Consider the following 18961-nt stretch of genomic DNA (forward strand, 5'->3'; position numbering starts at 1 on the left):
AGATCCTGGTGCGTTGCATGGGTTCTTCAGTTCAAGGCGACTGGCATTGCTGCGCAAGCTCCCTCGTGTGCTGCCTTATTAATGTGACAGGCAAATGCGGGCGGCATTCTAGCATGCTGGTTTTATGGCGCCAGCGGCGGGGCGGGGGCTTTTGTGCCGGTTTGGTGCAAAGGGTTATTAGACGATTGTCGACAATATCTATTTTTCCTTTGACTGCATCGGTTGTATTGGCTAGTTTTTGTCGCATTGATTTTCAAGGTGTCGACAATATGCTGGATCAGCTCGATCCCCCCGCCGTGACGCAGGACGATTCGGAAACCTTGTCCGAAAACGTCTTCAGGCGCATTCAGGCGGCCATCGTCAAGGGCGAGATCGCCCCGGGCAGCAAGATTTCCGAGCCGGAACTGGCGCGCACCTACGGCATCAGCCGTGGCCCGCTGCGCGAGGCGATCCACCGCCTGGAAGGCCAGCGCCTGCTGGTGCGGGTGCCCCATGTCGGGGCGCGGGTGGTGTCCCTGAGCCATGCCGAGCTGATCGAACTCTATGAAATCCGTGAATCCCTGGAAGGCATGGCCTGCCGCCTGGCCGCCGAGCGCATGACCAACGAGGAAATCGACGAGCTGCGCCGGGTCCTCGATACCCATGAGCGCGACGCGGCGTTCCAGGCCGGGGTCGGCTACTACCAGCAGGAAGGCGATTTCGACTTCCATTACCGGATCATCCAGGGCGCGGGCAACCGCACCCTCACGCAGATGCTCTGCGGCGAGCTGTACCAACTGGTGCGCATGTACCGCATCCAGTTTTCCGCCACGCCCAATCGCCCGCGCCAGGCGTTCGCCGAGCACCACCGGATTCTCGATGCCATTGCCGATCGCGACGGCGAACTGGCCGAGTTGTTGATGCGCCGTCACATCGGCGCTTCCAAACGCAACATTGCCCGTCACTTTCCAGAGTGCGCGCCCTAGAGAGGTGAGTCATGAGTTCCAACAACAAGAGCACTCCAGGCCAGCGCTTTCGCGATGCGGTCGCCAGCGAACGACCGTTGCAGGTGGTCGGCGCCATCAATGCCAACCATGCGCTGCTGGCCAAGCGCGCCGGGTTCAAGGCGATCTACCTGTCCGGCGGCGGGGTGGCGGCCGGCTCCCTCGGCGTGCCGGACCTGGGCATCACCGGGCTGGACGACGTATTGACCGACGTGCGCCGCATCACCGACGTCTGCGACCTGCCGCTGCTGGTGGACGTGGACACCGGTTTCGGTTCGTCGGCGTTCAACGTGGCGCGCACCGTCAAGTCGATGATCAAGTTCGGCGCGGCGGCGATTCATATCGAGGACCAGGTCGGCGCCAAGCGCTGCGGCCACCGTCCGAACAAGGAGATCGTCTCCCAGCAGGAAATGGTCGACCGCATCAAGGCCGCGGTGGATGCCCGCACCGACGACAGCTTCGTGATCATGGCCCGCACCGACGCCCTGGCGGTGGAGGGGCTGGAGTCGGCCCTGGACCGCGCCGCCGCCTGCATCGAGGCCGGCGCCGACATGGTGTTCCCGGAAGCCATCACTGAGCTGGAGATGTACAAGATTTTCGCCAGCCGGGTGAAAGCGCCGATCCTGGCCAACATCACCGAGTTCGGCGCCACGCCGCTGTACACCACCGAGCAACTGAAGTCCGTGGATGTTTCCCTGGTGCTGTACCCACTGTCGGCATTCCGCGCCATGAACAAGGCGGCGGAAAACGTCTACACCGCGATCCGTCGCGACGGTACCCAGCAGAACGTGATCGACACCATGCAGACCCGCATGGAGCTGTACGACCGCATCGACTACCACACCTTCGAGCAGAAGCTCGATGCGCTGTTCGCCCAGAAGAAGGGTTGAACCAACCTTTGTAGGAGCGAGCTTGCTCGCGATGACGGATTGCCCCTCGACATCGATGTCGACCGTTATAGCGCTATCGCGAGCAAGCTCGCTCCTACAGTGTCGGGGTGAGTCCCGACCCATGAAGTTGCCGATTCCCTAACAAATTCAAGATTGGAGAGAGCAATGGCCGAAGCAAAAGTATTGAGTGGCGCTGGCCTGCGTGGCCAGGTGGCCGGACAGACTGCCTTGTCGACCGTGGGCCAGGCCGGTGCCGGGCTGACCTACCGGGGTTACGACGTACGCGAACTGGCGGCCGACGCGCAGTTCGAGGAAGTGGCCTACCTGCTGCTGTACGGCGAGCTGCCGACCCAGGCGCAACTGGACGCCTACACCCAGAAGCTGAGCAAGCTGCGCGACCTGCCGCAGGCACTGAAAGAAGTGCTGGAACGCATTCCGGCCGACGCCCATCCGATGGATGTGATGCGCACCGGTTGCTCGTTCCTCGGCAATATCGAGCCGGAACAGGACTTCTCCCGGCAACATGACGTCACCGACCGCCTGCTGGCCGCGTTCCCGGCGATCATGTGTTACTGGTACCGCTTCAGCCACGACGGCAAACGCATCGATTGCGTGACCGACGAGCCGTGCATCGGCAGCCACTTCCTGCACCTGCTGCACGGCAAGACGCCGAGCGAGCTGCATACCAAGGTGATGAACGTGTCGCTGATCCTCTATGCCGAGCACGAGTTCAACGCCTCGACCTTCACCGCCCGGGTCTGTGCCTCGACCCTGTCGGACTTGTACTCCTGTGTCACCGCGGCCATCGGTTCGCTGCGCGGCCCGCTGCACGGCGGCGCCAACGAGGCGGCGATGGAGATGATCGAGCGCTTTGCTTCGCCGGAAGAGGCGATCAAGGGCACCCTGGGCATGCTCGAGCGCAAGGACAAGATCATGGGCTTCGGCCACGCGATCTACAAAGACAACGACCCACGCAACGAGGTGATCAAGGGCTGGTCGAAAAAGCTCGCCGTCGAGGTGGGCGACAAGGTGTTGTTCCCGGTTTCCGAAGCCATCGACAAGACCATGTGGGAGCAGAAGAAGCTGTTCCCCAACGCCGATTTCTACCATGCCTCGGCGTACCACTTCATGGGCATCCCGACCAAGCTGTTCACCCCGATCTTCGTCTGCTCGCGCCTGACCGGCTGGGCCGCCCACGTGTTCGAACAGCGCGCCAACAACCGCATCATCCGTCCAAGCGCCGAGTACGTCGGCGTTGAACAGCGCAAGTTCGTGCCAATCGAACGTCGCTGAATGGTGGCTGCCGTCACCGGCTGAACCCAAAGCCCTGTAGGAGCGAGCTTGCTCGCGATAGCGGTGTAACGGTCGACATAGATGTTGAATGTCATTCCGTCTTCGCGAGCAAGCTTCACTCCTACAGAGGGCGGTTCAGTGCCGGTGCCAGCCCACCTTTTGCAATCACCGTGACCGAGTCCTGACGATGAACACTGAATTTCGTAAACCGTTACCCGGTACCCGACTGGACTACTTCGACACCCGCGCGGCTGTCGAGGCCATCCAGGCGGGCGCCTACGACAGCCTGCCGTACACCTCGCGCGTGCTCGCGGAAAACCTGGTGCGGCGCTGCGATCCGGCGACCCTGAGCGCTTCCCTGAAGCAACTGATCGAGCGCAAGCGCGACCTCGACTTCCCGTGGTTTCCGGCCCGCGTGGTGTGCCACGACATTCTTGGCCAGACCGCCCTGGTGGACCTGGCCGGCCTGCGTGACGCCATCGCCGACCAGGGCGGCGACCCGGCCCAGGTCAACCCGGTGGTGCCGACCCAGTTGATCGTCGACCACTCGCTGGCGGTGGAGTGCGGCGGCTTCGACCCGGATGCGTTCGCCAAGAACCGTGCGGTGGAAGATCGGCGCAACGAAGACCGTTTCCACTTCATCAACTGGACCAAGAAGGCCTTCAAGAACGTCGACGTGATCCCGCCGGGCAACGGCATCATGCACCAGATCAACCTGGAGAAAATGTCCCCGGTGATCCAGGCGCGCGATGGCGTGGCCTTCCCCGATACCTGCGTCGGCACCGACAGCCACACCCCGCACGTGGATGCCCTGGGCGTGATCGCCATCGGCGTTGGCGGCCTGGAAGCCGAAAGCGTGATGCTCGGCCGGGCGTCCTGGATGCGCCTGCCGGAAATCGTCGGCGTCGAGCTGACCGGCAAGCTGCAACCGGGCATCACCGCCACCGATATGGTGCTGGCGCTGACCGAATTCCTGCGCAAGCAGAAGGTGGTGGGTGCCTACCTGGAGTTCTTCGGTGAGGGCGCCGCGGCGCTGACCCTGGGCGACCGCGCGACCATCTCCAACATGGCCCCGGAATACGGCGCCACCGCGGCGATGTTCTACATCGACCAGCAGACCATCGACTACCTCAAGCTCACCGGTCGTGAAGACGAGCAAGTGCAGCTGGTCGAGACCTATGCCAAGCAGGCCGGCCTGTGGGCCGACAGCCTGAAAAATGCCCAGTACGAGCGCGGCTTGCAGTTCGACCTGTCCTCGGTGGTGCGCAACATGGCGGGCCCGAGCAACCCCCACGCCCGGGTGGCGACCAGCGACCTGGCGGCCAAGGGCATCGCCGGCCAGTGGGAAGAAGTGCCGGGGCAAATGCCCGATGGCGCGGTGATCATCGCGGCCATCACCAGCTGCACCAATACCAGCAACCCGCGCAACGTGATCGCCGCCGGCCTGCTGGCGCGCAACGCCAACAAGCTCGGCCTGACCCGCAAACCCTGGGTCAAGTCGTCGCTGGCGCCGGGTTCCAAGACAGTGGCCATGTACCTGGACGAAGCCGGCCTGACCCACGAGCTGGAGCAATTGGGCTTTGGCGTCGTGGCCTTCGCCTGCACCACCTGCAACGGCATGTCCGGCGCGCTGGACCCGGTGATCCAGAAAGAGATCATCGACCGCGACCTGTATGCCACCGCGGTGCTGTCGGGCAACCGCAACTTCGACGGGCGTATCCATCCCTATGCCAAGCAGGCGTTCCTCGCATCGCCGCCGCTGGTGGTGGCCTATGCGATTGCCGGGACCATCCGTTTCGACATCGAGAAGGACGTGCTGGGCCTGGACGCCAACGGCAAGGAAATCCGCCTCAAGGACATCTGGCCGAGCGACGAAGAGATCGATGCGGTGGTCAAGGCTTCGGTGAAACCCGAGCAGTTCCGCAAGGTGTACATCCCGATGTTCGCCATTCACGAAGACACCGGGCCCAAGGTCGAGCCGTTGTACGACTGGCGGGAGATGAGCACCTACATCCGCCGTCCGCCGTACTGGGAAGGCGCCCTGGCCGGGGCGCGCAGCCTGACCGGGATGCGCCCGCTGGCGGTGCTGCCGGACAACATCACCACCGATCACCTGTCGCCGTCCAACGCCATCATGCTCGACAGCGCGGCCGGCGAGTACCTGGCGAAAATGGGCCTGCCGGAAGAGGACTTCAACTCTTACGCGACCCACCGGGGCGACCACCTGACCGCGCAACGCGCGACCTTCGCCAACCCGAAACTGTTCAACGAAATGGTCCAGGAAGGCGGCAAGGTCAAGCAGGGTTCGCTGGCGCGGATCGAGCCGGAAGGCCAGGTCACCCGGATGTGGGAAGCCATCGAGACCTATATGCAGCGCAAGCAGCCGCTGATCATCATCGCCGGCGCCGACTACGGCCAGGGTTCGTCCCGTGACTGGGCGGCCAAGGGCGTGCGCCTGGCCGGGGTGGAAGCCATCGCCGCCGAAGGCTTCGAGCGCATCCACCGCACCAACCTGGTGGGCATGGGCGTGCTGCCGCTGGAGTTCAAGCCGGGCACCGACCGCAAGACCCTGGGCATCGACGGCACCGAAACCTTCGATGTGGTGGGCGAGCGCAAGCCGCGCGCCACGCTGACCCTGGTGATCCAGCGCAAGAACGGCGAACGGGTCGAGGTGCCGGTGACCTGCCGGCTCGACACCGCCGAAGAGGTGTCGATCTACGAAGCGGGTGGCGTGTTGCAGCGCTTTGCCCAGGACTTCCTCGAATCGGCTGTGGCCAGTTAAGTGACGTACCGGGGGCGGGCCGCAAGGCGCCGCCCTCGGTCTTTATCAGGACCGAAATTCATGGCTTTCGTAGCGCAAATCAAGATTCCCGCCACCTACATGCGGGGCGGCACCAGCAAGGGTGTGTTCTTCAGCCTGCAGGACCTGCCCGAGGCGGCGCAGCTGCCGGGCGCGGCCCGCGATGCCTTGCTGTTGCGGGTGATCGGCAGCCCCGACCCGTACGACAAGCAGATCGACGGCATGGGCGGCGCCACGTCCAGCACCAGCAAGACGGTGATCCTGTCGAAAAGCATCAAGCCCGGCCACGACGTGGATTACCTGTTCGGCCAGGTGTCCATCGACAAACCTTTCGTCGACTGGAGCGGCAACTGCGGCAATCTGTCGGCGGCGGTCGGTTCCTTCGCCATCAGCAGCGGCCTGGTGGATGCCGAGCGCATTCCGCAGAACGGCGTGGCGGTGGTGCACATCTGGCAGGCCAATATCGGCAAGACCATCATCGCCCACGTGCCGATCACCAACGGCGCAGTCCAGGAAACCGGCGATTTCGAGCTGGACGGGGTGACTTTCCCGGCGGCCGAAGTGCAGCTGGAGTTCCTTGACCCGGCGGCCGAGGAAGAGGGCGCCGGTGGTTCGATGTTCCCCACCGGCAACCTGGTGGACGACCTGGAGGTCCCGGGTGTCGGGACTTTCCAGGCCACCATGATCAATGCCGGGATCCCGACGATCTTCATCAACGCCCGCGACATCGGCTACAGCGGTACCGAGCTGCAGGGCGATATCAACGGCGATCCCAAGGCGCTGGCGATGTTCGAGACCATCCGCGCCCACGGCGCGCTGCGCATGGGGCTGATCCAGAATCTGGATGAAGCGGCCAAGCGTCAGCACACGCCCAAAGTCGCCTTTGTCGCGCCGCCCGCGGACTACCAGGCTTCCAGCGGCAAGGCGGTGAAGTCCGCGGATGTCGATCTGCTGGTGCGCGCGCTGTCCATGGGCAAGCTGCACCACGCGATGATGGGCACCGCCGCGGTGGCCATCGGCACGGCGGCGGCGATCCCCGGGACCCTGGTCAACCTGGCGGCTGGCGGCGGAGAGCGCAGCGCGGTGCGCTTCGGCCACCCGTCGGGGGCCCTGCGCGTCGGCGCCGAAGCCGTGCAGGACAACGGCGAATGGAGCGTGACCAAGGCCATCATGAGTCGTAGCGCGCGGGTCTTGATGGAAGGCTGGGTACGTGTGCCTGGCGACGCGTTCTAAATCATAAACGGCCCCTGTAGGAGCGAGCTTGCTCGCGATAGCGATACCACGGTCGACATCGATGTCGACAGTCCATCCGTCATCGCGAGCAAGCTCGCTCCTACAATGGGGTGAATAAAAAATAACCCGATCAGCCTGACCTTGAGGATGCAACCCACACCCAACCCTTGATGGAGTGAACTGCCCATGAGCGCCAACGTTGATCTGAACGAACGCCCCGATTACGACCAGGTCCTGCAGGACATTGCCGATTACGTTCTGAACTACCGGATCGAGTCCCACGAGGCCCTGGATACCGCCCGCAACTGCCTGATGGATACCCTCGGCTGCGGTCTGCTGGCCCTGCGCTTTCCAGAGTGCACCAAGCACTTGGGGCCGATAGTGGAGGGCACGGTCGTGCCGTTTGGCGCGCGGGTGCCGGGTACCCGCTTGCGCCTGGACCCGGTCAAGGCGGCCTGGGATATCGGCTGTATTGTCCGTTGGCTGGATTACAACGACACCTGGCTCGCCGCCGAGTGGGGCCACCCTTCCGACAACCTCGGTGGCATCCTCGCCGTGGCCGATCACCTGTCGCAAAAGCGCGTGGCCAATGGCGAGGCGCCGCTGACTATGCGCGCGGTGCTCGAGGCTATGATCATGGCCCATGAGATCCAGGGGGTGATTGCCCTGGAAAACTCCTTCAACCGGGTCGGCCTCGACCATGTGCTGTTGGTAAAAGTCGCCTCGACCGCGGTCACCGCCAAGTTGATGGGGGCCAACCGCGAGCAGCTGCTGGCGGCGCTGTCCCATGCCTTTGTCGATGGCCAGGCGCTGCGTACCTACCGCCATGCGCCTAACGCCGGTTCGCGCAAGTCCTGGGCGGCGGGGGATGCCACCAGCCGTGGCGTGCGCCTGGCGGATATCGCCCTGCGTGGCGAGATGGGCATCCCGGGAGTGCTGAGTGCGCCGCAGTGGGGCTTCTACGACGTGTTGTTCAGCCACACCAACAAGGACCTGGCGCTCAAGCCCGAAGACCAGCGCCGTTTCAGCCTGTCGCAGCAGTACGGCAGCTATGTGATGGAAAACGTGCTGTTCAAGATCAGCTTCCCGGCCGAGTTCCATGCGCAGACCGCCTGTGAAGCGGCGGTGACCCTGCACCCGCTGGTGCGCAATCGCCTGCACGAGATCGACAGGATCGTCATCACCACCCATGAGTCGGCGATCCGCATCATTTCCAAGGTCGGCCCGCTGGCCAACGCCGCCGACCGCGACCACTGCATCCAGTACATGACCGCCGTGCCGCTGGCGTTCGGCAACCTGGTGGCCGAGCACTATGAAGACGACTTCCATGCCGCCCATCCGATCATCGATCAGTTGCGCGAGAAGATGCAGATAGTCGAGGAGCCGCGCTACACCCGCGAGTACCTGGAGGCCGACAAGCGCTCCATCGCCAATGCGCTGCAGGTGTTTTTCAAGGATGGCTCCAGCACCGAACAGGTGGTGGTGGAATACCCGATTGGCCATCGCCGGCGTCGCGCCGAAGGCATTGCGCTGCTGGAAGACAAGTTCAAGGCCAACCTGGCCACCCGCTTCACCGCCCAGCGTTCGGCGCAGATCTTTGCCCTGTGCAAGGACCAGGCGCAGCTGGAAGCCACGGCGGTACACCGGTTCGTGGATCTGTTGGTGATCTGAGGGCAGGGCGGACCGTTGGTCCGATCGCGACTAGCTGGCTCCTACAAGATCTTGTAAGCCGTGTAGGGGCAGCCGGTCGACGCTCGATTGCTCGCAATAGCCTTCTATTTGGTCAGATAACGCTACTTGAAGCGCCGCTCGACGCCTTTTTCCACGAGGATCTTCGCCGAGATCTCTTCCACCGAGAAGTGCGTGGAATTGATGTGCGGAATGTTCTCGCGGCGGAACAGGTTTTCCACCTCGCGTACTTCGAACTCGCACTGGGCATAGCTCGAATAACGGCTGTTGGGCTTGCGCTCGTTGCGGATGGCGGTGAGCCGGTCGGGGTCGATGGTCAGGCCGAACAGCTTGTGCTGGTGGGCACGCAGGGCCGTCGGCAGCTGCAGGCGTTCCATGTCGTCTTCGGTCAGCGGGTAGTTGGCGGCGCGGATCCCGAACTGCATGGCCATATACAGGCAGGTCGGGGTCTTGCCGCAGCGCGACACGCCCACCAGGATCAGGTCGGCCTTGTCGTAGTAGTGGGTGCGGGCGCCGTCGTCGTTGTCGAGGGCGAAGTTCACCGCCTCGATCCGCTCCATATAGTTGGAGTTGCCACCAATGGAATGGGACTTGCCGACCGAATACGACGAGTGCTCGCTCAACTCCAGCTCCAGGGGGGCGAGGAAGGTCGAGAAGATGTCGATCATGAAACCATTGGACGTCGCGAGGATCTCACGGATGTCCTGATTGACGATGGTGTCGAAGATAATCGGGCGAAATCCGTCCTTTTCGGCGGCGATGTTGATTTGTTGTACCATGGCCCGCGCTTTATCTACGCTGTCGATATACGGTCGCGTGATTTTGCTGAAGGTAATGTTTTCGAACTGCGCCAGGAGGCTCTGGCCGAGGGTTTCAGCGGTGATGCCGGTACCGTCGGAGATAAAGAAAGCAGATCGTTTCATTTGCACCTTGGGCCTTAAGCTAGTGACGAATCTTGGATATGATAGGCGCGATTTGCCGGCCTCCAATGGCCCGCATTCTCACTTATTTTCCAGGTCCAGGCCATACAGCTGGCAAGCGCTCCCCCGAGCAGCCGGCTTCTGAGCTTTTCCAACACAGTTAGTGGAGAGATCACCTTGGTAGAGTACGTAGTTTCCCTCGATAAGCTCGGCGTCCATGATGTAGAGCATGTGGGGGGCAAGAACGCATCCCTGGGCGAGATGATCAGTAACCTTGCAGGCGCCGGTGTATCCGTCCCTGGAGGCTTTGCCACGACGGCCCAGGCCTATCGTGATTTTCTCGAATTGAGCGGTCTTAACGACCAGATCCACGCCGCGCTCGACGCCCTGGACGTCGATGACGTGAATGCCCTGGCCAAGACCGGCGCCCAGATCCGTCAATGGATCATGGAAGCCGAGTTCCCCGAGCAACTGAATAGCGAAATCCGCACCGCGTTCGCCAAGCTGTCCGCGGGCAACCCTGACATGGCCGTGGCCGTGCGCTCCTCGGCCACCGCCGAAGACCTGCCGGACGCTTCCTTCGCCGGCCAGCAGGAAACCTTCCTCAATATCCGTGGCGTCGAGAACGTCATTCGCGCCGCCAAGGAAGTCTTCGCTTCCCTGTTCAACGACCGCGCCATTTCCTACCGCGTGCACCAGGGCTTCGACCACAAGCTGGTCGCCCTGTCTGCCGGCGTGCAGCGCATGGTGCGTTCGGAAACCGGTACCGCCGGCGTGATGTTCACCCTCGACACCGAGTCGGGCTTCCGTGACGTGGTATTCATCACCGGCGCCTACGGCCTGGGTGAAACCGTCGTTCAAGGGGCGGTGAACCCGGACGAGTTCTACGTCCACAAGGGCACCCTGCAAGCCGGTCGCCCGGCCATCCTGCGCCGCAACCTGGGCAGCAAGGCGATCAAGATGATCTACGGCGACGAAGCCAAGGCCGGTCGCTCGGTCAAGACTGTCGACGTCGACAAGGCCGATCGCGCGCGTTTCTGCCTGACCGATGCCGAAGTCAGCGAGCTGGCCAAGCAGGCGATGATCATCGAGAAGCACTACAAGTGCCCGATGGACATCGAATGGGCCAAAGACGGCGACGACGGCAAGCTGTACATCGTCCAGGCCCGTCCGGAAACCGTGAAGAGCCGCACCCAGGCCAACGTCATGGAACGTTACCTGTTGAAGGAGACCGGCACCGTGCTGGTGGAAGGTCGCGCCATCGGCCAGCGCATCGGCGCCGGCAAGGTGCGGATCATCAAGGACGTGTCGGAGATGGACAAGGTCCAGGCCGGCGACGTGCTGGTATCCGACATGACCGACCCGGACTGGGAGCCGGTGATGAAGCGCGCCAGCGCCATCGTTACCAACCGTGGCGGCCGTACCTGCCACGCCGCGATCATCGCGCGCGAGCTGGGGATCCCGGCGGTTGTCGGTTGCGGCAACGCCACCGAACTGTTGAAAGACGGCCAGGGCGTGACTGTGTCCTGCGCTGAAGGCGACACCGGTTTCATCTTCGAAGGCGAGCTGGGCTTCGACGTGAAGAAAAACTCCGTCGACGCCATGCCGGAGCTGCCGTTCAAGATCATGATGAACGTCGGCAACCCGGACCGCGCCTTCGACTTCGCCCAACTGCCGAACGCCGGTGTGGGCCTGGCCCGCCTGGAGTTCATCATCAACCGCATGATCGGCGTGCACCCCAAGGCGCTGCTGAACTACGCCGGCCTGCCCCATGAAATCAAGGACAGCGTCGACAAGCGCATCGCTGGCTATAACGATCCGGTCGGTTTTTACGTCGACAAGCTGGTTGAAGGCATCAGCACCCTGGCTGCAGCGTTCTGGCCGAAAAAAGTCATCGTGCGCCTGTCGGACTTCAAGTCCAACGAATACGCCAACCTGATCGGCGGCAAGCTCTACGAGCCGGAAGAAGAAAACCCTATGCTGGGCTTCCGCGGTGCTTCGCGTTACATCAGCGAAGCCTTCCGTGACTGCTTCGAGCTCGAGTGCCGCGCCCTCAAGCGCGTGCGCAACGACATGGGCCTGACCAACGTCGAGATCATGGTGCCGTTCGTCCGCACTCTGGGCGAAGCCAGCCAGGTGGTGGATCTGCTGGCCGAAAACGGTCTCAAGCGTGGTGAAAACGGCCTGCGCGTGATCATGATGTGCGAGCTGCCTTCCAACGCGATCCTGGCCGAAGAGTTCCTCGAGTTCTTCGACGGTTTCTCCATCGGCTCCAACGACCTGACCCAGCTGACCCTGGGCCTGGACCGCGATTCGGGCATCATCGCGCACCTGTTCGACGAGCGTAATCCGGCGGTCAAGAAGCTGCTGGCCAACGCTATCGCCGCCTGCAACAAGGCTGGCAAATACATCGGTATTTGCGGCCAGGGCCCGTCCGACCATCCAGACCTGGCCAAGTGGCTGATGGAGCAGGGCATCGAAAGTGTCTCGCTGAACCCGGATTCCGTACTGGAAACCTGGTTCTTCCTGGCCGAGGGGCAGGGTGCGGTCTAAGCGGAATGAAGCACTGGCCAGCCTTCGGGCTGGCCGGTGCTTTGAGATTCAAGTAGGGCGGGCTCCATCTGGAAGCCGCCCTTTTTTGTGCAAGAGCATTATGCAAAGCAGCAGCAACCTGTTTCCCGTCGCCTTGATCAGTGCCGAGCGTCGAGGCGACCTGAGTGAAGACGTCTACCGCCTGAAACCCGGCAATAGCCCGGACGCCACGGTCGAGCTGGCCGTCACTCGCCTGGGGATGGCGGACGAGCCCGAATCCCGTGGTGTCCCGGTGATACTGCTGCACGGCAGCTTCTCCAATCGGCGCTTCTGGTATTCGCCCAAGGGCATCGGCCTGGGCGCGTATCTGGCGCGCATGGGCTTCGATGTATGGATCCCCGAGATGCGCGGTCACGGCCTGTCGCGACGCAATGCCGACTACTGCAAGAATCGCGTCGCCGACTATGCGCAATACGATCTGCCCGCCATCGGTGCCTTCGTGCGGGAACAAAGCGGCCAGGTTCCGCACTGGATCGGTCATTCCCTGGGCGGCATTACCCTGGCGGCGGCCCTGGGCGGCCAGTACCTGGGAGAGCCGGCAGTGGCGTCGGCGGCGCTGTTCGGCTGTCAGGTCAGCCGCACCTATTGGCCATTGAAAATCCCGGCGGTGGAGTGGGGCGGTCGTTTCATTCTCAAGCGTTTTGCCCAGTTGTCCGGCTCGCGACTCAAGCGCGGTCCCGAGGACGAGCCCATTGGCCTGGCCCTGGAAGGCATGCGCTGGTACGGGCTGTTCGGGCGTTTCGGCGATGGGCAGAAGGACTGGTGGGCCGGCTTGTGCGATGTTTCGCTGCCGGTATTGGCGGTGAGTGCGGCCGGGGATCATCAGGATCCGACCTGGGCTTGTCGCAAGCTGTTTGACCAGTTGAGTTCCGAGCATAAGCAGTTTGTCTGCCTGGGACGCGAACAAGGGTTCAGCGGCAATTTCGGCCATGTGGAGATGCTGGTGAGCAAAGCGGCCCAGGCCGAAGTCTGGCCTTTGGTCGCGCGATGGTTGCAGGATCAGCAGAGCCCGTTGTTGGCGTCGGGCACCGAACTGGCTGCCGCCAGTTGAGTTCAGAAGGCTCTGACAAGAGCATTTCGTTCCGATGCGCTTGCGGCTAAGATATGACGCGTTGAGCGGTTCTGGTCACATTCGGTCGCCGGTTAAGTATTCTGTTCGTGCCGTCGAGCCTGCTGAAATTGGCGTATGGTGAGGGCTAGCTGAAATGTTAAACATTCTCTGTCTGCCCTCGTCTCACTCAGCATGAACCCTGCGAATTCCGACACCGCGACGTGTTCTTTCCATTACAGGAGTTTCTCGATGAATCATTACCTCACTCCCGACCTGTGTGACGCCTACCCGGATCTGGTGCAGGTGGTTGAACCGATGTTCAGCAATTTCGGTGGCCGCGACTCCTTCGGCGGCGAAATCGTGACCATCAAATGCTTCGAAGACAACTCGCTGGTCAAGGAACAGGTCGAGCTCAAGGGCCACGGCAAGGTGCTGGTGGTCGACGGTGGCGGCTCCCTGCGCCGTGCGCTGCTGGGCGATATGCTGGCCGAAAAGGCGGCGAAGAACGGTTGGGAAGGGCTGGTGATCTACGGTTGCATCCGTGATGTCGATGTCATCGCGCAAACCGACCTGGGCGTTCAGGCGCTGGCCAGCCACCCGATGAAAACCGACAAGCGCGGTATTGGTGATCTCAACGTGGCGGTGACTTTTGCCGGGGTGACGTTCCGTCCGGGCGAATATGTCTATGCCGATAACAATGGCGTAATCGTTTCGCCAAGCCCGCTGAAAATGCCCGAATAAGCAGTCGACCAAGCAAGGGATGAGGATGTTCGAGGAAGACAACGCGCAATGGGGGCTGGTACATGCCCTGGTGCTGGACGGTAAAGGTGGTGCGCGTGCGATTGCCCGAACTGAACTGGACGACTTGCAGCTGCAAGTCCATGAGAGCCTCTGGCTGCATTGGGATCGCAGTCATCCGCAAACCCAGACCTGGCTGCGTAAATCCAGCGGTCTGAGCGAATTCAGCTGTGACCTTTTACTCGAAGAAAATACCCGGCCGCGCCTGTTGGCGCTGCCGGACTCCGAGTTCCTGCTGTTTTTACGCGGCATCAACCTCAACCCCGGCGCCGAGCCGGAGGACATGGTTTCGGTACGCATCTTCGGTTCGGCCCAGCGAGTGATCTCCCTGCGCCTGCGGCCATTGCGCGCGACGGATGAGCTGCTGGTGCAACTGGGCGAAGGCAAGGGACCGAAAACCGCCTCCGAACTCATCCTTTATATGGCTGAGTACCTGACCCATAAAGTGCAGGACCTGGTCAGCGACCTGTCGGAAGTGGTCGATGCCGAGGAAGAAAAACTGGATGCCGACGAACGGTATACTCCCGAACACAGCAACATTCTGCAGATTCGTCGACGGGCTGCCGGACTCAAGCGTTTCCTCGCTCCGCAGCGGGATATTTTCGGTCAGCTCAGCCGCATCAGGCTGCCTTGGTTCGCCGATGACGATGGCGATTACTGGAACGAATTGAATAACAGCCTGACCCGCTACCTGGAAGAGCTCGAATTGACCCGAGAGCGCGTGGGGCTTGTGCTGGAGGCTGAAGACCGACGCCTGAGCGTGCGCATGAACCGCATCATGTTTCGCTTCGGGATCATCACCGGGATCTTTCTGCCGATGAGTTTTCTGGCCGGTTTGTTGGGGATCAATGTGGGAGGCATTCCGCTTTCCAACAGCCCCTACGGGTTTCTGGTGGCCTGCCTGTTGATGGCGCTGGTCGCACTGGGACAGTGGTGGTTATTCCGACGTTTGCGCTGGGTCTGATCATGAACTATGTGACCCAGGGAATTTTGATCGCGTCTTTCACTGACATATCGAGAGGTGCGTATGCACGATCCGTTTGAACAGTCGTTGCGTGACATGCTCAAGGCCACACCGTCCACCCGGGACGACGATGCGTGCCTGGGCCGCGTACTGAAAACCGCCAACCGGCAGGTGGGGGCGGGCGATCTGTTCAGCCTGCTCGGCCGCTGGTTGCCGGCGCTGATGATTGCTCTGAATAACGGATCGGCCCATATCTCGCCGGTTTCCCGTCGTAAACCTACTGCTCGCACTGCTGATAAGGCTGATTGAATATGGAACTTGATCTCTGGACTCAGAGCCTCGTCACTGCGATGACTGCGTTGTGGACCAAGGTAGCGAACTTCATTCCCAATCTGTTTGGCGCACTGGTCGTGCTGCTGTTGGGTTTTGTGGTTGCCAAACTGCTTGATACCCTGCTTTCCAAATTGCTCGCCAAACTGGGCCTGGACCGTTTGATGGGCGGTACCGGTTTGACCAAACTGCTGTCCCGTGCGGGTCTGCAGGTGCCGATTTCTACCTTGATCGGTAAAATCGTGTATTGGTTCGTATTACTGATTTTTCTGGTTTCTGCTGCAGAATCCCTTGGCCTGGAGCGGGTTTCGGCTACGCTCGACATGCTGGCGTTGTATTTACCGAAGGTTTTCGGGGCCGCGCTGGTTCTGTTGGTGGGGGTATTGCTGGCGCAATTGGCCAATGGGCTGGTGCGTGGAGCGGCCGAAGGGGTCGGTCTGGATTACGCCAGTGGCTTGGGGCGAATCGCCCAGGGGCTGGTGATCATCATCAGTATTTCCGTTGCGATCAGTCAGTTGGAGGTCAAAACCGACCTGCTCAACCATGTGATCGTGATCGTTTTGATTACCGTTGGTCTGGCTGTTGCCTTGGCCATGGGGTTGGGAAGCCGGGATATTGCCGGTCAGATTCTTGCGGGAATCTATGTGCGTGAGTTGTATCAGGTTGGGCAACAAGTGCGAGTTGGCGAGGTCGAAGGGCAGATCGAGGAGATCGGCACGGTTAAGACTACACTGCTGACCGATGAGGGCGAGCTGGTCTCTCTCTCCAATCGGATCCTGCTGGAGCAGCATGTAAGTAGCCGCTAACCCGGCAAACCCTGCTAATGTATGCCGCCGCAAAATGCCCGTGTCTGGGCTGCGGTGGACATTGACCTGACTGTCGGCCCGACTCGTTTTGAATAAAGCCCAATCGCTATCCACGCGCTATGACCCCCGTGAGCTCTCTGACGAGGAGTTGGTTGCGCGCTCGCACACGGAGCTGTTTCACGTAACGCGTGCGTATGAAGAGTTGATGCGACGCTATCAGCGAACCCTCTTCAACGTTTGTGCACGTTATTTAGGGAACGATCGTGATGCTGACGATGTCTGTCAGGAGGTGATGTTGAAGGTGCTGTATGGCCTCAAGAACTTCGAGGGGAAATCGAAGTTCAAGACATGGCTCTATAGCATCACGTACAACGAATGCATCACGCAGTATCGGAAAGAACGGCGGAAACGTCGCTTGATGGATGCGTTAAGTCTTGATCCCCTCGAGGAAGCGTCTGAAGATAAGGCGCCGAAACCTGAGGAAAAGGGCGGACTTGACCGCTGGTTGGTGCATGTGAACCCGATCGATCGGGAGATTCTGGTGCTACGATTCGTCGCAGAGCTGGAGTTTCAGGAGATCGCAGACATCATGCACATGGGGTTGAGTGCTACGAAAATGCGGTACAAGCGTGCGCTTGATAAATTGCGTGAGAAATTTGCAGGCATTGCTGAAACTTAGTTCGGCGCAAATATCTCTTACGTCTAGGTAAGTTCTGATAGACTTACCGCCGAGTTGTCCCCCGGTATGTGGGACTGCTTTACAATCACCAGATGGGGATTTAACGGATGAAACTGAAAAACACCTTGGGCATTGCCATTGGTTCTATTGTTGCCGTGACTTCGTTCGGCGTTCTGGCGCAAGGCCAAGGCGCGGTCGAGGGTGAACTGTTTTACAAAAAACAGTACAACGACAGCGTTAAGCACATCGAAGACGGCTTCAACCCAGGCGCTCGTATCGGCTACTTCCTGACCGATGACCTGTCGTTGGACCTGAACTACGACAAAACCAACCACACCCGTTCGAACGACGGCACTGGCAACCAGAAGATCAAAGGTGACACCGGCAGCCTGCTGGCTACCTACCACTTCGGTCAAGCTGGCGTGGACTCCCTGCGTCCATACGTTTCCGGTGGTTTCGGTCACCAGAGCCGTACCAACGTCCTGGCTGACGGCCACAGCGGTCGCGACCAGTCGACCCTGGCTATCATCGGTACCGGTGTTAAGTACTACTTCACCGACAACCTGTTCGCTCGTGCCGGCGTTGAAGCCGACTACGCAATGGACAACGGCAAGTGGGACTACTCCGCTCTGGTTGGTCTGGGTGTGAACTTCGGCGGCAACGCTGGCAAGGTTGCTCCAGCTCCTGCTCCAGTTCCAGAGCCAACTCCAGAACCAGAAGCTCCGGTTGCTGAAGTTGTTCGTGTTGAGCTGGACGTGAAGTTCGACTTCGACAAGTCGGTCGTTAAGCCTAACAGCTACGCTGACATCAAGAACCTCGCTGACTTCATGAAGCAGTACCCACAAACCACCACCGTTGTTGAAGGTCACACTGACTCCGTCGGTCCTGACGCTTACAACCAGAAACTGTCTGAGCGTCGTGCAAACGCCGTTAAGCAAGTTCTGACCAGCCAGTACGGTGTTGAGTCGAGCCGCGTTCAATCCGTTGGTTACGGTGAGTCCCGCCCAGTTGCTGACAACGCAACTGAAGCTGGCCGCGCTGTAAACCGTCGCGTAGAAGCGCAGGTTGAAGCACAAGCTCAACAAGCTCAGTAATCTGTAGCTTGCAGCTTTGAAAAACCCGGCCTAGGCCGGGTTTTTCTTTGTCCGCGATTTGATGAAAGCGCCTGGAGTCAGGCCGAGAACGCCGCCGTCAGGGCCGCTTCGGAAAGGGCGGGCAGTTGTGCGCCGCAAGCAGCCACTTCGCCGACGACCAGGATGGCCGGGCTTTTCAGCTGGAAGGCATGGGCATCGTCCTGCATGGCGTGCAGAGCGCTCCGACACAGCCGTTGCTCGGGCAGGGATGCGTTTTCAATCATGGCCACCGGGGTACAGGGCGCCAGGCCGCCAGCGATCAGCTGTTCACGTATCTCACCCAGTTTTGCCACCCCCATATAGATCACCAGCGTCGTACCGCTTTGCGCCAGGGCCTGCCAGTTCAGGCTGCTGTCGTCCTGGGTATGGGCTGTCAGCAGGGTGACGCCACGGGCGACACCGCGCAGGGTCAGCGGGATACCGCACTGGGTAGCGCCCGCCAGGCCGGCGGTGATGCCGTTCACCAATTCCACCTCGACGCCACGCTCCTGCAGCCACCGCGCTTCTTCACCTCCACGGCCGAAGATGCACGGATCGCCACCCTTGAGGCGTACCACGCACTTGCCATGACGGGCGTAGCGCAGCATCAGCCGATAAATGAACGCCTGGGGCGTCGAACGACAGCCTCCGCGTTTACCCACGGCAATAACCCGTGCCCGGGGACAGTGTTCCAGCACCGCCGGATTCACCAGGTCGTCGATCAGCACCACATCCGCCTCGCCCAGGGCCCGCACGGCCTTGAGGGTCAGCAGTTCAGGATCACCAGGGCCCGCACCCACCAGCCAGACTTTTGCGCTCAT

The 18961-nt window shown here is 61.3% G+C and carries 16 protein-coding genes; 14 read left to right on the forward strand and 2 right to left on the reverse strand.

Going from position 1 to position 18961, the window contains the following annotated elements:
• Nucleotides 1-269 precede the first annotated feature (269 nt).
• The 6 genes from BM019_RS09900 to prpD all read left to right on the forward strand — a co-directional run bounded on the left by BM019_RS09900 (nt 270) and on the right by prpD (nt 8870).
• On the forward strand, nt 270-965 hold the full coding sequence (locus BM019_RS09900; RefSeq protein ID WP_092418148.1) for a GntR family transcriptional regulator: 696 nt from the start codon (nt 270-272) through the stop codon (nt 963-965).
• 11 nt (nt 966-976) lie between these two features.
• On the forward strand, nt 977-1873 hold the full coding sequence (prpB, locus tag BM019_RS09905; RefSeq protein WP_009042912.1) for a methylisocitrate lyase: 897 nt from the start codon (nt 977-979) through the stop codon (nt 1871-1873).
• Between the two features lie 165 nt (nt 1874-2038).
• Nucleotides 2039-3166 (forward strand): bifunctional 2-methylcitrate synthase/citrate synthase, encoded by a 1128-nt coding sequence (gene prpC, locus BM019_RS09910; protein ID WP_092418149.1) that lies wholly within the window; start codon nt 2039-2041, stop codon nt 3164-3166.
• A 187-nt stretch (nt 3167-3353) separates the two neighbouring features.
• Nucleotides 3354-5948 carry a Fe/S-dependent 2-methylisocitrate dehydratase AcnD gene (gene acnD / locus BM019_RS09915; RefSeq protein WP_092418150.1) on the forward strand — a complete coding sequence of 865 codons (2595 nt, stop codon included), beginning with the start codon at nt 3354-3356 and terminating at the stop codon, nt 5946-5948.
• Between the two features lie 60 nt (nt 5949-6008).
• A complete protein-coding gene (gene prpF, locus BM019_RS09920; RefSeq protein ID WP_092418151.1) occupies nt 6009-7199 on the forward strand; it encodes a 2-methylaconitate cis-trans isomerase PrpF in 1191 nt (396 codons plus the stop codon).
• A 186-nt stretch (nt 7200-7385) separates the two neighbouring features.
• Entirely contained in the window at nt 7386-8870 is a 1485-nt protein-coding gene (prpD, locus tag BM019_RS09925; RefSeq protein ID WP_092418152.1) for a 2-methylcitrate dehydratase, read from the forward strand.
• A 122-nt stretch (nt 8871-8992) separates the two neighbouring features.
• Here the strand turns inward: prpD and BM019_RS09930 are convergent, their stop codons facing one another.
• Nucleotides 8993-9811, reverse strand: coding sequence for a posphoenolpyruvate synthetase regulatory kinase/phosphorylase PpsR (locus tag BM019_RS09930; RefSeq protein ID WP_007927505.1), 819 nt, complete (start codon nt 9809-9811; stop codon nt 8993-8995).
• A 174-nt stretch (nt 9812-9985) separates the two neighbouring features.
• On the opposite strand from BM019_RS09930, the gene ppsA reads away from it, so the two are divergent.
• The 8 genes from ppsA (at nt 9986) to BM019_RS09970 (ending at nt 18122) form a co-directional block, all read left to right on the forward strand.
• Nucleotides 9986-12361, forward strand: a complete 2376-nt coding sequence (gene ppsA, locus BM019_RS09935; RefSeq protein WP_009042917.1) for a phosphoenolpyruvate synthase — start codon at nt 9986-9988, stop codon at nt 12359-12361.
• Between the two features lie 100 nt (nt 12362-12461).
• A complete protein-coding gene (locus BM019_RS09940) occupies nt 12462-13451 on the forward strand; it encodes an alpha/beta fold hydrolase (RefSeq protein ID WP_092418153.1) in 990 nt (329 codons plus the stop codon).
• 249 nt (nt 13452-13700) lie between these two features.
• Nucleotides 13701-14192, forward strand: coding sequence for a ribonuclease E activity regulator RraA (gene rraA, locus BM019_RS09945; RefSeq protein WP_009042919.1), 492 nt, complete (start codon nt 13701-13703; stop codon nt 14190-14192).
• A gap of 25 nt (nt 14193-14217) precedes the next feature.
• A complete protein-coding gene (locus BM019_RS09950; protein WP_092418154.1) occupies nt 14218-15213 on the forward strand; it encodes a zinc transporter ZntB in 996 nt (331 codons plus the stop codon).
• A 63-nt stretch (nt 15214-15276) separates the two neighbouring features.
• The gene (locus tag BM019_RS09955) at nt 15277-15522 is read left to right on the forward strand and encodes a hypothetical protein (RefSeq protein ID WP_007927518.1); all 246 of its coding nucleotides are present in this window, start codon (nt 15277-15279) and stop codon (nt 15520-15522) included.
• Between the two features lie 2 nt (nt 15523-15524).
• Nucleotides 15525-16349, forward strand: coding sequence for a mechanosensitive ion channel family protein (locus BM019_RS09960; protein ID WP_053260260.1), 825 nt, complete (start codon nt 15525-15527; stop codon nt 16347-16349).
• An 88-nt stretch (nt 16350-16437) separates the two neighbouring features.
• Nucleotides 16438-17028 (forward strand): RNA polymerase sigma factor SigX, encoded by a 591-nt coding sequence (gene sigX / locus BM019_RS09965; RefSeq protein WP_009042922.1) that lies wholly within the window; start codon nt 16438-16440, stop codon nt 17026-17028.
• A gap of 107 nt (nt 17029-17135) precedes the next feature.
• On the forward strand, nt 17136-18122 hold the full coding sequence (locus BM019_RS09970) for an OmpA family protein (protein WP_007927525.1): 987 nt from the start codon (nt 17136-17138) through the stop codon (nt 18120-18122).
• A 77-nt stretch (nt 18123-18199) separates the two neighbouring features.
• Here BM019_RS09970 and cobA read toward each other — a convergent pair whose 3' ends face one another.
• Nucleotides 18200-18961 (reverse strand): uroporphyrinogen-III C-methyltransferase, encoded by a 762-nt coding sequence (gene cobA, locus BM019_RS09975; protein WP_092418155.1) that lies wholly within the window; start codon nt 18959-18961, stop codon nt 18200-18202.

It is taken from the genome of Pseudomonas sp. NFPP07, assembly GCF_900115645.1.
GTDB lineage: Bacteria > Pseudomonadota > Gammaproteobacteria > Pseudomonadales > Pseudomonadaceae > Aquipseudomonas > Aquipseudomonas chlororaphis.

Bases quoted from the DNA above. Each gene is read 5' to 3' on its own strand.
- prpF (WP_092418151.1), top strand. From the start codon at position 6,009: ATGGCTTTCGTAGCGCAAATCAAGATTCCCGCCACCTACATGCGGGGC.
- rraA (WP_009042919.1), top strand. From the start codon at position 13,701: ATGAATCATTACCTCACTCCCGACCTGTGTGACGCCTACCCGGATCTG.
- BM019_RS09970 (WP_007927525.1), top strand. From the start codon at position 17,136: ATGAAACTGAAAAACACCTTGGGCATTGCCATTGGTTCTATTGTTGCC.
- acnD (WP_092418150.1), top strand. From the start codon at position 3,354: ATGAACACTGAATTTCGTAAACCGTTACCCGGTACCCGACTGGACTAC.
- cobA (WP_092418155.1), bottom strand. From the start codon at position 18,961: ATGAGCGCAAAAGTCTGGCTGGTGGGTGCGGGCCCTGGTGATCCTGAA.
- prpC (WP_092418149.1), top strand. From the start codon at position 2,039: ATGGCCGAAGCAAAAGTATTGAGTGGCGCTGGCCTGCGTGGCCAGGTG.
- BM019_RS09955 (WP_007927518.1), top strand. From the start codon at position 15,277: ATGCACGATCCGTTTGAACAGTCGTTGCGTGACATGCTCAAGGCCACA.
- BM019_RS09900 (WP_092418148.1), top strand. From the start codon at position 270: ATGCTGGATCAGCTCGATCCCCCCGCCGTGACGCAGGACGATTCGGAA.
- prpD (WP_092418152.1), top strand. From the start codon at position 7,386: ATGAGCGCCAACGTTGATCTGAACGAACGCCCCGATTACGACCAGGTC.
- BM019_RS09960 (WP_053260260.1), top strand. From the start codon at position 15,525: ATGGAACTTGATCTCTGGACTCAGAGCCTCGTCACTGCGATGACTGCG.
- BM019_RS09950 (WP_092418154.1), top strand. From the start codon at position 14,218: ATGTTCGAGGAAGACAACGCGCAATGGGGGCTGGTACATGCCCTGGTG.
- BM019_RS09940 (WP_092418153.1), top strand. From the start codon at position 12,462: ATGCAAAGCAGCAGCAACCTGTTTCCCGTCGCCTTGATCAGTGCCGAG.
- BM019_RS09930 (WP_007927505.1), bottom strand. From the start codon at position 9,811: ATGAAACGATCTGCTTTCTTTATCTCCGACGGTACCGGCATCACCGCT.
- prpB (WP_009042912.1), top strand. From the start codon at position 977: ATGAGTTCCAACAACAAGAGCACTCCAGGCCAGCGCTTTCGCGATGCG.